A 12,266-nucleotide genomic window follows, 5' to 3' on the forward strand; every position below is an offset into this window, starting at 1 on the left:
CGCACGCGTCGGCACCATGCCGGTCGGCGCCAGCACGATGGGTGCGGCCCGGTCGAGGTCGATCAGCAGTGCGGACATGCCAGCTCCTCGACCTCCTGGGCGCGCAGCACCCGCGCCGGGTTGCCGACCACGACGGCGCCGGGCGACACGTCCCGTGTCACCACGGCACCCGCGCCCACCGTCGCACCTCGCCCGACCGTGAGCTCGGGGAGCACGGTGGCGCCGGCGCCCACGAAGGCACCGGCCTCGACGACCACGCCACCGGCGAGGACGACGCCCGGGCCGGTCGACGCGGCGAAACCCAGGCGCGCGTCATGGCCGATGGAGCTCGAGCGGTTGACGTTGGCGTGGCAGCCGATGCTCGCGTGGGAGCCCAAGACCGCACCGGCGTTGACGTAGGCCCCGTGGGCGATCGTGGCCGTCGACGCGACGGTCGCGGTCGGGTCGACCAGCGCTTCGGGCTCGGACCACCCGGCGTCGGCCGCAGCGTGGGCAGCCCGTCCGCGGTGGGCGGCCGACGAGAGGCCCAACGCGAATGGCGTACGCACTGTGTCGTCGGTGAGCTCGCTCAGGCCGGGCAGGCGCGGGTCGGCCCCGCCGTGGTTGTCGACGCAGACGACGTCGCGGCCCAGCCGACGGGCCGACTCGGCCACGTCGAAGGCGTAGGGCGACGCCACACCTACAAGGGTGAGGGGGCCAGGCATGGAGAGACCATAGTGGCGAGGCGCGCTGGTCGGCCCGGAGTCGCGCGGTGCTCTATACCGGTCTGTTCATTCCCGCTCGGGCGTTCCCTGCGGCGCCGGGTCGCCCGTCGCCGTGTGGATGCTGAGGACGGACTCGTCGGGCACTCCGTTGACGGCGGCCGGGACCAGCCGCTCCACCACGAGGGCCAGGACGGCGATCAGCGCGCACCCGACGACCATGGTCAGCACGTAGGGCGTCGACCAGCCCCGGTCGAGCACGAAGCCGGCGAACAGCGGGCCCCCGATCGCGCCGGCCTGGAACGCCCCGGCGTTGACCGCGTTGTAGCGCCCGCGCAGGTGGTCGGGCGCCATGTCGTTGGTGATCGCCGGGATGGTCGGCTGCATCATCGTCTCGCCGAGGGCGAACAGGCCCATGTAGGCCAGCACGGCCGCGCCCGCGAGCACTCCCGGCAGCACCCCGGTGGCGCCGAGGACGAGGTAGGAGACCGCCCAGATCGCGCACATCACCAGCATCACGCGGGTGCGGCGGTGCCCCGCGATGCGGCGCAGCACCAGGAACTGCAGCAGCACGATCACCGCGGTGTTGACGGCGAAGGCGAAGCCGATCACCCGGGTCGACACGTCGCCGACCTGGCGGGCGAACGCCGGGAAGCCGGCCTCCAGCTGCCCGTAGCCGACGAAGACGGCGATGAAGGTCAGCCCGGTCATCCCGACGACGGCCGGGTTGCGGAGGATGGCGAGGTAGGAGCCGCTGGCCGCGTCGGCGTCGTCGGGTGCGACGTGCTGACCGCTGACGCGACGCAACGGCCCGAGGAGCAGGGCGATCGGGACGAGCATGCTGGCGGCGTCGGCCAGGAAGATCACCGTGAACGTGTGGGGCTGCGAGACGTCGGCGTACATCCCGCCGATCACGCCGCCCACGCCGATGCCGAGGTTGATCAGCGCGAAGTTGATGCCGAAGTACTGCTGGCGCAGCTCGCCCGTGGTGACCGCGGCGATGAGGGCGTTGAACGCCGGCCACGACATCCCGAAATTGACGCCGAGGAAGGCCATCGCGAGCGCGGCGGCGGCCGGCGTGGTCGCGAAGGCCAGCACGGTGCACCCGAGGAGCTGGCACGTGGTGGAGAAGAGCAGCACCCGGCGGGCGCCGACCCGATCGGTGAGCGCGCCTCCGGGCCCGGTGACGGCGAGGGCCACGACCGCGATGAACGCCATCAGGGTGCCGGCGAGGTCGAGGGAGAAGCCGCGGACCTCGTGGAGGTAGATCACGGTGAACGGCAGGGTGAGCCCGCGGCCCAGGGTCTGCACCGCGACGGTGGACAGCAGCCACCGCCCCTCGGGGGACAGCACGGTCCAGAACTGGCGCAGGGTCACCGAGGAGCTCACCGGTGGATTGTGTCCTCCGGCACCGACACGTGGCACGCGGGTTTCGGACGGGTACGTCGACGGTGGCGGCCCGGAGGGCGTGGACCGGGACCAAGGTCCTGAGAAGTCCCGTGCCCGGTGGCTTCGTCTCAGGTCGGCGGTGCGCCTGACGATCGTCCTCTCAGCCACCGGGGAACGCCCGGTCATCTCCGGGAGTAGCACCACGCATGTCTGCCAACCACGACGCACGTCCCACCGCCCGGATCGTCCGCCCCACCGGCGTCGAGCGGTCCTTCGGCCAGGACGAGGTCATCGTCACCAAGACCGACCTCAAGGGGCGCATCACCTACGCCAACGACGTCTTCTGCCGGGTGTCGGCGATCGAGGAGGCGGAGCTGCTGGGGCGCCCCCACAGCGTCATCCGGCACCCCGACATGCCCAAGGCGGTGTTCCAGCTGCTGTGGGACACGCTCCGCAGCCGGCAGGAGCTCTTCGCCTACGTCGTGAACCTCGCCGGCGACGGGGCGCACTACTGGGTGCTCGCCCACATCACCCCCAGCATCGGTCCCGGCGGGGACGTGGTCGGCTACCACTCCAACCGACGGCTGCCCGACGCGCGCGCGATCCGCGAGATCGACCCCTTGTACCGCAGCCTGGTCGCCGAGGAGAAACGTCACCACAACTCCGCCGAGGCCGCTCGCGCCGGCTGCGACCTGCTGCAGGAGCTCCTGACGGACCGGCGCACGTCCTACGACCGGTTCGTCTGGTCGCTCGCGAGCGGAGCAGTGGCATGAGCCGGCTCGGGCGCGCGGACCGGGACGCCCAGCGACAGGAGGCGGAGGTCTATCGCGAGGTCGTAGCGCAGTGGCTGGCGGTGTGCCGGGCCGCGGCCTCCGGCGACCTCGAGGCGCGAGCCATGGCGGTGCCCGGCAGCGAGGGGATGGCCGACGTCGCGGCCCTGCGCTCGGCGCTGAACCTCCTGCTCGACCGCACCGACGCCTACGTGCGGGAGTCCGCGGCGTCGTTGGAGGCGGCCAGCGACGGGCGCTTCCACCGGCAGTTCCTGCTCAACGGCATGAGCGGCTCCTTCCGCACGGGTGCGACCACGATCAACCGCGCCGCCGGCCACATGGCCGAGGCGCAACGAGACCTCGACGTCGCCGCGGCCGCGCGTCAGGAGCTCGCCAACCGTCTCGAGGACACCGTGATGTCAGTGGCCGAGCAGGTCGCGGCCGCGGCCACGGAGCTCGGCGCCACCGCGGCGGGGCTCTCCGAATCCGCCCACCACGCCGTCGGTCAGGCCGATGCGGCCGGGACGACCAGCAGCCGTCTCGACGATGCCGCGCGCGAGATCCAGGACGTCGTCCGCGTCATCTCCCAGATCGCCGCGCAGACCCAGCTCCTGGCGCTCAACGCGACCATCGAGGCGGCCCGCGCCGGCGAGGCGGGGCGGGGCTTCGCGGTCGTCGCGACCGAGGTCAAGTCGCTCGCCGACACGACCGCCGCCTCGGCCGAGCGGGTGGTGGGCCAGGTGCGGATGATGCAGGACGTCGTCGCGGCGAGCACCGCGGCGATGGGCGACGTGGGGGGCACCGTGCGCGAGATGTCGCCGATGGTGGACGCCGTGCGCACGGCCGTGGACGGTCAGCTGCGCGGCTCGTCGGAGGCTTTCGACGCTCCCGCCCAGGGACTCGCCCACATGGCCGAGCTCCTGCGCGAGGAGGTCGGCACGTTCCTTGCGGTGATGCGCGAGGACGCATGACGTGCGCGGGCCCCGGTCACCGAGGTGACCGGGGCCCGACGCGTAGGTGGAGAGCGAGTGCTACCAGACTCGGCGGCTCGAGCCGCCGATCGGGACGAAGTTCAGCACCAGCCCGACCACGATCAGGATGATTCCCAGCGTGGTCAGGATGCTCTGGGGCAGAAGCAGCCCGAGGATGAGCAGGATCAGTCCGAGGACAATCATTCTTTCTCCTCCTTGTTGCGTGCCCACTTTGGGCGGCCGCCCGAGTATGCCGGGGTCCGTCCGGAAGGGGAACCCTCCCTGCGGGTGACGACCGGTGAGCGACCCTCAGTCGGCGGAGAGCGCCTCGATCGCCTCGTGGATCGACAGCGTGCGGCGGGCCGACTCGACGTGGAGGTTCTCCACCATCCGGCCGTTGTAGGTGACCACACCGGCCCCCTTGCCGTCCTCCCACGCGGCGATGAGGCCGCGGGCGTCCGCGACGGCCTGCTCGCTCGGCGCGAAGGCGGCGTTGGCGCCCTCCACCTGGCCGGGGTGGATCAGCGTCTTGCCGTCGAAGCCCATCTGGCGGCCCTGCTCGCACTCGGCGAGGAAGCCCTCGGTGTCCTTGACGTCGTTGTAGACGCCGTCGATCACCGCGATGCCGGCCGCACGGCCCGCGAGCAGGGCCGTGTGGAGGCTGGGCAGGATCGGGGCGCGGCCAGGGACGTGCTCGGCGTACAGCTCCTTGACCAGGTCGTTGGTGCCGAGCACGAACGCGGCGAGGCGCTCGGACGCGCGGGCGATCGCGAGCGCGTCGAGGATCGCGACCGGCGTCTCGACCATGGCCCACAGCCGCGTGTGGTCGGGCGCGCCCGCCTTCTCCATCGCGGTGACGAGCCGGGCGACCTGATCGGCGCTGTCGACCTTCGGCACCACGATCGCGGCCGGGCCGGCCTGGCTCGCCGCGACGATGTCGTCGTCGTGCCACTCGGTGCCGATGCCGTTGACGCGGATGGTGACCGTGCGCCGGCCGTAGTCGCCGGAGGCCGCCGCAGCGGCGGCGGCGTCGCGGGCAGCGGGCTTGGCGTCGGGCGCGACGGCGTCCTCGAGGTCCAGGATCAGGCCGTCGCAGGCGATGGACTTCGCCTTCTCCAGCGCCCGCTCGTTGGAGCTGGGCATGTAGAGGACGGAGCGCAGCGGGGTGAAGTCGCTCATCTCAGGCCTCGATCCCGATCGCGTCGTAGGCCTTCTGCAGCTCGGGGTCGATCGCCGCGAGCTCCTCGGCGAGCGCGACCATCACCTGGCACTGCTTGACCGAGGCGTCGTCCTCCATCTTCCCGTCGATCATCACCGCGCCGGTGCCGTCGCCCATCGCGGCGATCACGCGGCGCGCGTGCGCGACGTCCTCGACGCTGGGGGAGAAGACCTTGTTGGCGATCGCGATCTGCTTCGGGTGCAGGCTCCACGCACCGACGCACCCGAGCAGAAAGGCGTTGCGGAACTGGTCCTCGCAGGCGACCGTGTCGGCGATGTCGCCGAACGGCCCGTAGTAGGGGTAGATCCCGTGCATCGCGCACGCGTCGACCATCCGGGCGATCGTGTAGTGCCACAGGTCCTGCTGGTACGTCGTCCGCTGGGCGTCGTACTGCGCCACGCCGAGGTCGTCCTTCACGGGGTCCTGGCGCACGAGGTAGCCGGGGTGGCCGCCGCCGACGCGGGTCGTCTTCATCCGGCGGTCCGCGGCGAGGTCGGCGGGGCCGAGGGAGAGGCCCTGCATGCGCGGGCTGGCGCCGCAGATCTCCTCGACGTTGGCCACGCCGCGCGCGGTCTCGAGGATCGCGTGGACCAGGATCGGACGGTCGAGGCCGGCCTTGGCCTCGAGCTGGGCGAGCAGCCGGTCGACGTAGTGGATGTCCTCGGCGCCCTGCACCTTCGGCACCATGATCACGTCGAGCTTGTGGCCGATCTCCGGCACGAGCGTGGTCAGGTCGTCGAGCACCCATGGGCTGTCGAGGGAGTTGATCCGCGTCCAGAGCTGCGTGGGTCCGAAGTCCGTGGCCTTGCCGATCTCCACCAGGCCTTGGCGGGACTTCTCCTTGTTCTCCGCCTTGACGGCGTCCTCGAGGTTGCCCAGCAGCACGTCGACCGTGCCGACCATGCCCGGCACCTTGGCGGCCATCTTCTCGTTGCCGGGGTCGAAGAAGTGGATCGCGCGGCTGGGCCGGGCCGGGATCTCGCGCAGCGGCGCGGGGGCCCCGACGGCGAGGGGGGCGAAGAAGTCCTTGGCGGAACGCGTCATGCGCGCAAACTACCGTCGCTCCCGCGCAGGCGGATATGACGCATGTCTCTCCGGTGGCGCGGTCGCTGGAGGTCAGCGGGTGCGCCGACGCCGCCACCACGGCCGACGTCCGCCCTCCGGCTCGCCGGCCGCAGCCCGGACGGCACGCTGCGCCTCGATCCGGGCCGTACGCCGATCGCGCCAGGCCGCGACCTCGGCGTCGACGTCACGCGTGGGCGTCACCACGGGCGGGCCGCCCTGGAGCTGGCGGCGGGTCTCGACGACGCGTCGGTTGAAGTCGTCGAGCTCGCGCCGGACCTCGCGCTCGACGGTGATCGCGTCGAGCCGGTCCTCGAGCTCGGCGTCCTCCTTGCGCAGCGCGATCGCCGGGGGGAGCAGTGCGATGTTCTCGCGCTCGACGAGCTTCTTGAGCCACCAGTCGGGGTCGTGCTCGACGCCGAGGTCCTTGATCGGCTTCCCCTGGCCGGGCAGGTCGTCGAACTCCCCGCGCTCCATCGCCTGCCGCACCTGCAGGTCGACCCAGCTGGCCTGCTGGGCGATCCGGGCCGCCGCCGCGGACCGCCCGGTGCGATCGTCGCGCTCGACCTCGCGGCGCACGGACTCGGGGTCCGCCACCTCGAAGTCGTCGTCCCGGTCGCGCTCCGGCATGCCTCCACTCTACGAGCCACGCCCCGACGGACGTGTCGCCCGCCGGTCCGGCACGGGCAGGCTGGAGCCATGGCCGTCACAGGGATCCCGCAGCGGGCAGCGGGCGTGCAGCTCCACGTCACCTCGTTGCCCGGCGGTCGCCTCGGTGAGCCGGCGCGCGACGTCGTGAGGTGGCTCGCGAGGGCTGGGCAGCAGGTGTGGCAGGTCCTGCCGGTGGCGGTCCCCGACGCGCATGGATCGCCGTACGCGTCGCCGTCCGCCTTCGCCGCGTGGCCCGGGCTGCTCGAGGACCCCGGGGCGCCCGTGGACGACGACGAGGTGGCGGCCTTCGCCGAGGAGCACGCCTACTGGGCCGGGTCGTGGGTCGACCACGGCGGCGACCTCGCCGACCAGGTGCGCTTCGAGCGGGAGTGGGCAGCGCTGCGCACGTTCGCCGGCGACCACGGCGTGCAGGTGCTCGGTGACATCCCGATCTACGTCGCGGCCGGCAGTGCCGACGCGGCGACCTGGCCGGAGCTCTTCCGCACCGACGCGGTCGCCGGCGTACCGCCCGACGCCTTCACCGAGACGGGCCAGCTCTGGGGCAACCCGCTCTACGACTGGCACGCGATGGCGGCCGACGGTTACCGCTGGTGGATCGAGCGGCTGCGCCGGAGCCTGGGGCTCTACGACCTCGTCCGCATCGACCACTTCCGGGGCTTCTCCGCGTTCTGGGCCGTCCCGGCCGGTGAGGCGACGGCCCAGCACGGCCGCTGGGAGCCGGGCCCGGGGCGCGCGGTCTTCGACGCGGCGACGGCGGAGCTCGGACCGCTGCCGGTGCTCGCCGAGGACCTCGGCGTGATCGATGCTCCGGTGGAGCGGCTGCGCGACTCGCTGGGACTCCCGGGGATGGCCGTGCTGCAGTTCGCGTTCGACCCGGACGGTGAGGACCGTTCGCACGAGCCCGAGAACCTGCGTCGCGACCAGGTCGTCTACACCGGCACCCACGACAACGACACCGTCGCCGGGTGGTGGGACGACCTGCCCTTACGCCGTCGCCGCGCAGCCCGGGAGGCGTGGCGCGCCGCCGGCATCGACGACCCCGATCCGGTCTGGGCCATGATCCGGCTGGCGCACGCGGCTCCATGCCGGCTCGCCATGGTGCAGGCGCAGGACGTGCTGTCCTTGGGGTCCGAGGCGCGGATGAACACCCCCGGCACCGCGGCCACCTGGTCGTGGCGGCTGGAGCCCGGAATGCTCACGGACGAGCTCGCAGCCCGGCTGCGGGCGGTCACCGAGGAGTCGGGCCGGGCCGGCTGACCCCGGCACCCCCGGTTGTGGTTCGGGGTCGGACCGGGGCTCACCCCGATGGCGTGGACGCCCGGACAGGCGCATGCTGGAGGCATGGAGAAGATCCGCACGTCCTTCGCCCGACAGGGCCTCGTCCGCTCGACCGACCGGGCGATCCTCGGCGGCGTGTGCGCCGGCGTCGGACGACGCCTCGGGCTCACGCCGTGGATGACGCGGCTGCTGTTCCTCGTGACGCTCGTCGTCATCCCCGGCAGCCAGTTCCTCGTCTACCCGCTGCTGTGGTTCCTGATGCCCTCCGAGGACAGCATCGAGGCCGCCGCCGCCAGGACGTACCCCACCCGCTGACCTCAACCGGCTCCCTCGGTGGTCGAGGTGCGAGCGCTTGCCCCCGATGGTTGAGGTGCGAGCGCTTGCCCCCGCGGTGGGTTGAGGTGCGAGCGCAGCGAGCCTCGAAACACGGGAGCGCAGGTTTCGAGGCTCGTCGCTGGCGCTCCTCGCACCTCAACCGGCGGTGGGTTCTCCGACGTCGCTGAAGGCGTGCCGCGGTGCCGCGAGGAGCGCGAGCGCGGCGAGGAACGACGCCCCGGCACAGACCGCCCACACCGTGAGGTAGCCGCCGAGCGGCGCGACCTTCTCCGACGCCTCGTCGAGCGAGCCGGTGGCGGTGAGCGCGATGGCGAAGACCGCCGAGGCGATGGCGCCCCCGACGGTCTTGGTGCCGTTGGTCATCCCGGTCGCGATCCCGGTGCGTTCGGGAGGGGCCGCGGCGGCGGCAGCCGCGGGCAGGGCCGCGACGAGCGCTCCCGACCCGATGCCGGCGACGGCCATGTTGATGAGCGCCTGCCAGGTGTGGTCGTGGAAGGGCAGCCACAGCAGGTACCCCACGCCGACGAGCACGCAGGCGACGACGAGCGCGCGGCGCACGCCGCCGAGCAGCCGGGTGGTCAGCGGCAGGGTGAACGCGCCGATCGCGAGGGTGATGACGTAGATCCCGATCAGGGTCGAGATGAAGCTGGAGTCAGCACCAAGGCCGTAGCCGCGCTCGGCCGGGTCGGCCTGGGCGAAGGTCGACAGCGGGATCTGGCCGCCCAGCACGGGGATGCCGAAGAGGAAGGCGGTGACCTGCACCGGCCACTGCGCCGGGCTGGACAGCAGGCGGACGTCGACGATCGGCTCGGGGTGCTGCTTCTCGAAGCGCCAGAACGCTGCGAAGACCGCGACGGACAGGATGATCGTCGCCCACCCGCGCAGCGACCCCGGCCCGTCGAGGCGCAGCCACACCAGGCCGCCCATCAGCACGCCCAGCGCGATGGTGACGAGTCCCAGGCCCGCCCAGTCGATGCCGCCGCTGTCGTCGCCGGGCGCCTGCTCGATCCCGACGAGGATCACGAAGAAGACCGCCGTCACGACGAGCGCGGGCAGGGTGAGCAGCACGTTCATGTCCAGCGACTCCACGAGCGCGCCGCTGGCCACCGCGCCGACGATGACGGCCAGCTCGAGCGAGCCCACCAGGATCGCGGCCCCGCGCCGGGTCAGCAGCTCCTGCCGGCCGGACGTGCGTGTGCGGCGGTGGATGATCGCGATCTCGAGCGGAAGCCAGACGACGTACGCGCCCTGGATCGCCCAGCCGATGAGGAAGGTCGTGAACGTCGGCGCGAACGCCAGCCACCACGACCCGAGGGCCGTGACGGCGGTCGAGACGAGCAGCACCCGCTTGTGCCCGACCAGGTCGCCGAGGCGGGCCAGCAGCGGGATGCACAGCGCGCTGACGACCAGCTGCGCGGCCTCGAACCAGTTGACGTCACCCTCGTGGATCTCGAGGTGGTCGGCGATCTGCGGGAAGATCGGGGTGTAGAAGCCCTGGAGGATGCCGCTGGCGAACTCGACCATCACCAGGAAGCCGACGATCGCGGCGAGACCCTTCACCGCGGTCGGGGCGGCGGGCTTGGTGTCAGTCATGCGGCAGCCTCTCGATCAGCAGCTGGTACCACCGGGCGCCGTCGACGAGGTCGGCGACGCCGAGGTGCTCGTCGTAGGAGTGGATCGCCTGGCGCTGGGCCTTGGTCATCCGGAACGGGGCGAAGCGGTAGACGTGCTCGCTGATCGCGGTGAAGTGCCGCGAGTCGGTGGCGGCCATCATCACGTAGGGCGTGGGGACCGCATCCGGGAACACCTCGCCGATGCACGACTCGAGCAGCTCGAACGGCTCGTCCATCGGCGAGACCGGCGACGGCTCGCCCGAGTCGACCACGTCGATGCGGATGGAGTCGTCGGCGATCGCGGCCCGGACGTGCTCGACGACGCCGGCGACGGTGTCGCCGACCATGACCCGGATGTTGAGGCCGGCCTTGGCGGTCGAGGCGATGACGTTGAGGGCCGGCGAGCCGCTGAGGGTCGTGGTGGCGACGGTCGTACGCGTCATGGCGGCGGCCTCGGGGCCGGCGGCGAGCAGCACCCGGGTGATGACGGGTGCCAGCCGGTCGGCGCGGTCGAGCAGGGGCGCGACGACCGGGCGCACCGGCATCGGCAGGTGCGGCGCGAGCCGGCGCATCAGCTCGAGCGTCGGCGCGGGCGCGGAGGCGTGGAAGGGCGACTTCTCCACTCGCAGGATGGCGCGCGCGAGGCGGGCGGTGGGTCCGTTCCTCGCCGGGGTGGAGGCGTGGCCGCCGCGCCCCTCGGCGACCAGCTCCAGCGAGGTCGTGCCCTTCTCCGTGACACCGATGACGCCCAGCGGCGCCGTCACGCCCGGGAACGCGCCGCCCGCGATGGCGCCGCCCTCGTCGAGCACCAGCCACGGCGTGACCCCCCGCGCGCGGAGGACGGCGACGGCCTCGGGCGCTGCCGTGCCGCTGACCTCCTCGTCGCAGCCGAAGGACAGCCACACGTCCTGGGCCGGCGTGTGCCCGGCCTCGAGCAGGGTCTCCACCGCCTCGCAGATCGCGGCGACGCAGCCCTTGTCGTCGAGGGTGCCGCGGCCCCAGATCGCCGGGCCCGTCTCGGAGTCGTGGATCTCCCCGCCGAACGGGTCGTGCTGCCACGGCGCCTCGCCGTCGACGGGCACCACGTCGAGGTGGGCCATCAGCACGACCGGCTTCGCGTCGCTCGCGCCGGCCCAGCGGAACAGCAGCCCGTGGCTGCCGACGCGGGTGAGGTCGAGCTGCTCGTGCAGCAGCGGGAACTGCGTCTCCAGCTCGGCCAGCAGCCGGTCGAAGGCCGCCGTGTCGACCCGCGCCGGATCGCGGTCGGAGACGGTCGGGACGCGGACGAGGGCCTGCAGGGCGCTCACCACGCGCTCGACGGGCGGGGCGGTCATGGGGTGACCGTAGTGCCCCAGCGTCCCCGGTGGACCAGATTCGTACGTCGTTCGCGCCGCGCCGGCGAGCCCGTGGATCCGGCGTCCGTGACCCGGTGCCCGACGGTGATCGCGCCGACCGGAGCGTGGTCGTCCGGCACGCCGAACGCCGCCCGGAAGGAGTCGAGGTGCTCGCCGGGGATGCCGAAGAAGCACGCGCCGAGGCCCTCGTCGACGGCCGTCTGGAGGATCAGCAGCGCGGCCATGCCGGCGTCGACGTACCAGTAGGGCACCGGCCAGCGGTCCTCGCGACGGTCGGTCCAGCCCTTGTCCGGCTCGGCGTACCGGTCGAGGTAGGCGTCCTTGCAGGTCAGCGGCACGATCACCACAGGGGCGGTGCGCATGCCGTCGAGCCACCGGTTGTGGGTGCCGGGGTCGGCGCCGGTGGACTCCCAGAAGCGAGCGACGTCCTCGGGCGTGTCCAGCACCAGGAACGCCCACCCCTGGCTGAAGCCGGCGCTGGGTGCGCGCTGGGCGTGCGCGAGCATCCGGTCCACGACGGCCGGGTGCACCGGCTCGTCGGAGTAGCGCCGCACCATCCGGCGGCGGCGGACGACCTCACGGAACTCCATGGGCCCATTTTGCTCGTCGGTCGGCCGTCCTCGCTGGCCGAGGTGCGGGCGACCTCTCTCGCTGGTTGAGGTGCGAGCGAAGCGAGCCTCGAAACCAGGATCGTGGTTTCGAGGCTCGTCGCTGGCGCTCCTCGCACCTCAACCACCAGCAGGCCTGGCGCTCCTCGCACCTCAACCACCAGCAGGCTGGCGCTCCTCGCACCTCAACCACCAGCAGGCTGGCGCTCCTCGCACCTCAACCACCAGCAGGCCTGGCGCTCCTCGCACTTCGACCGCCGAACGCCGTCTGGGATCCGAGACGACTTGCCGG

At 72.5% G+C, this 12,266-nt stretch carries 13 protein-coding genes; 4 read left to right on the forward strand and 9 right to left on the reverse strand.

From position 1 onward, the window contains the following. Positions 1 to 62 precede the first annotated feature (62 nt). Complete coding sequence (locus Q9S36_RS44710; RefSeq protein WP_311291210.1) at positions 63 to 704, reverse strand: hypothetical protein; 642 nt, start codon at positions 702 to 704, stop codon at positions 63 to 65. Positions 705 to 770: 66 nt separating this feature from the next. After that, on the reverse strand, positions 771 to 2,090 hold the full coding sequence (locus tag Q9S36_RS44715; protein WP_311291211.1) for an MFS transporter: 1,320 nt from the start codon (positions 2,088 to 2,090) through the stop codon (positions 771 to 773). Between the two features lie 206 nt (positions 2,091 to 2,296). Between Q9S36_RS44715 and Q9S36_RS44720 the strand changes: the two genes are divergently transcribed. Both Q9S36_RS44720 and Q9S36_RS44725 read left to right on the forward strand, forming a co-directional pair. Then, the gene (locus tag Q9S36_RS44720; protein ID WP_311291212.1) at positions 2,297 to 2,863 is read left to right on the forward strand and encodes a PAS domain-containing protein; all 567 of its coding nucleotides are present in this window, start codon (positions 2,297 to 2,299) and stop codon (positions 2,861 to 2,863) included. Beyond that, positions 2,860 to 3,831 (forward strand): methyl-accepting chemotaxis protein, encoded by a 972-nt coding sequence (locus tag Q9S36_RS44725; protein WP_311291213.1) that lies wholly within the window; start codon positions 2,860 to 2,862, stop codon positions 3,829 to 3,831. Before Q9S36_RS44720 ends, Q9S36_RS44725 begins: the two co-directional genes overlap by 4 nt. Before the next feature lie 60 nt (positions 3,832 to 3,891). On the opposite strand, the gene Q9S36_RS44730 is transcribed toward Q9S36_RS44725, so the two are convergent. From Q9S36_RS44730 to Q9S36_RS44745, 4 genes are all read right to left on the reverse strand, one after another. Further along, the gene (locus tag Q9S36_RS44730; RefSeq protein ID WP_186339411.1) at positions 3,892 to 4,035 is read right to left on the reverse strand and encodes a hypothetical protein; all 144 of its coding nucleotides are present in this window, start codon (positions 4,033 to 4,035) and stop codon (positions 3,892 to 3,894) included. 105 nt (positions 4,036 to 4,140) lie between these two features. Further along, the gene (locus Q9S36_RS44735; protein WP_311291214.1) at positions 4,141 to 5,010 is read right to left on the reverse strand and encodes a CoA ester lyase; all 870 of its coding nucleotides are present in this window, start codon (positions 5,008 to 5,010) and stop codon (positions 4,141 to 4,143) included. Position 5,011: 1 nt separating this feature from the next. Then, entirely contained in the window at positions 5,012 to 6,094 is a 1,083-nt protein-coding gene (locus Q9S36_RS44740) for a CoA ester lyase (RefSeq protein WP_311291215.1), read from the reverse strand. Positions 6,095 to 6,166: 72 nt separating this feature from the next. Continuing rightward, the gene (locus Q9S36_RS44745; RefSeq protein WP_311291216.1) at positions 6,167 to 6,742 is read right to left on the reverse strand and encodes a DnaJ family domain-containing protein; all 576 of its coding nucleotides are present in this window, start codon (positions 6,740 to 6,742) and stop codon (positions 6,167 to 6,169) included. Positions 6,743 to 6,811: 69 nt separating this feature from the next. On the opposite strand from Q9S36_RS44745, the gene Q9S36_RS44750 reads away from it, so the two are divergent. After that, complete coding sequence (locus tag Q9S36_RS44750) at positions 6,812 to 8,041, forward strand: 4-alpha-glucanotransferase (protein ID WP_311291217.1); 1,230 nt, start codon at positions 6,812 to 6,814, stop codon at positions 8,039 to 8,041. A gap of 84 nt (positions 8,042 to 8,125) precedes the next feature. Next, positions 8,126 to 8,377: a PspC domain-containing protein gene (locus Q9S36_RS44755; protein WP_311291218.1), complete on the forward strand. Its 252-nt coding sequence runs from the start codon at positions 8,126 to 8,128 to the stop codon at positions 8,375 to 8,377. Between the two features lie 156 nt (positions 8,378 to 8,533). Here Q9S36_RS44755 and Q9S36_RS44760 read toward each other — a convergent pair whose 3' ends face one another. The 3 genes from Q9S36_RS44760 to Q9S36_RS44770 are packed head-to-tail and all read right to left on the reverse strand — an operon-like array spanning position 8,534 to position 11,956. Next, positions 8,534 to 9,991, reverse strand: coding sequence for an MFS transporter (locus tag Q9S36_RS44760; protein WP_311291219.1), 1,458 nt, complete (start codon positions 9,989 to 9,991; stop codon positions 8,534 to 8,536). Next, a complete protein-coding gene (locus tag Q9S36_RS44765; RefSeq protein WP_311291220.1) occupies positions 9,984 to 11,345 on the reverse strand; it encodes a M20/M25/M40 family metallo-hydrolase in 1,362 nt (453 codons plus the stop codon). Before Q9S36_RS44765 ends, Q9S36_RS44760 begins: the two co-directional genes overlap by 8 nt. After that, a complete protein-coding gene (locus tag Q9S36_RS44770) occupies positions 11,342 to 11,956 on the reverse strand; it encodes a nitroreductase family protein (protein WP_311291221.1) in 615 nt (204 codons plus the stop codon). Before Q9S36_RS44770 ends, Q9S36_RS44765 begins: the two co-directional genes overlap by 4 nt. Positions 11,957 to 12,266: the final 310 nt, after the last annotated feature.

This window comes from Microbacterium sp. ARD31 (assembly GCF_031844425.1).

Coding starts and splice junctions, on each gene's coding strand:
- Q9S36_RS44710 (WP_311291210.1), bottom strand. CDS start 704: ATGCCTGGCCCCCTCACCCTTGTAGGTGTGGCGTCGCCCTACGCCTTC.
- Q9S36_RS44720 (WP_311291212.1), top strand. CDS start 2,297: ATGTCTGCCAACCACGACGCACGTCCCACCGCCCGGATCGTCCGCCCC.
- Q9S36_RS44725 (WP_311291213.1), top strand. CDS start 2,860: ATGAGCCGGCTCGGGCGCGCGGACCGGGACGCCCAGCGACAGGAGGCG.
- Q9S36_RS44730 (WP_186339411.1), bottom strand. CDS start 4,035: ATGATTGTCCTCGGACTGATCCTGCTCATCCTCGGGCTGCTTCTGCCC.
- Q9S36_RS44735 (WP_311291214.1), bottom strand. CDS start 5,010: ATGAGCGACTTCACCCCGCTGCGCTCCGTCCTCTACATGCCCAGCTCC.
- Q9S36_RS44740 (WP_311291215.1), bottom strand. CDS start 6,094: ATGACGCGTTCCGCCAAGGACTTCTTCGCCCCCCTCGCCGTCGGGGCC.
- Q9S36_RS44745 (WP_311291216.1), bottom strand. CDS start 6,742: ATGCCGGAGCGCGACCGGGACGACGACTTCGAGGTGGCGGACCCCGAG.
- Q9S36_RS44750 (WP_311291217.1), top strand. CDS start 6,812: ATGGCCGTCACAGGGATCCCGCAGCGGGCAGCGGGCGTGCAGCTCCAC.
- Q9S36_RS44755 (WP_311291218.1), top strand. CDS start 8,126: ATGGAGAAGATCCGCACGTCCTTCGCCCGACAGGGCCTCGTCCGCTCG.
- Q9S36_RS44760 (WP_311291219.1), bottom strand. CDS start 9,991: ATGACTGACACCAAGCCCGCCGCCCCGACCGCGGTGAAGGGTCTCGCC.
- Q9S36_RS44765 (WP_311291220.1), bottom strand. CDS start 11,345: ATGACCGCCCCGCCCGTCGAGCGCGTGGTGAGCGCCCTGCAGGCCCTC.
- Q9S36_RS44770 (WP_311291221.1), bottom strand. CDS start 11,956: ATGGAGTTCCGTGAGGTCGTCCGCCGCCGCCGGATGGTGCGGCGCTAC.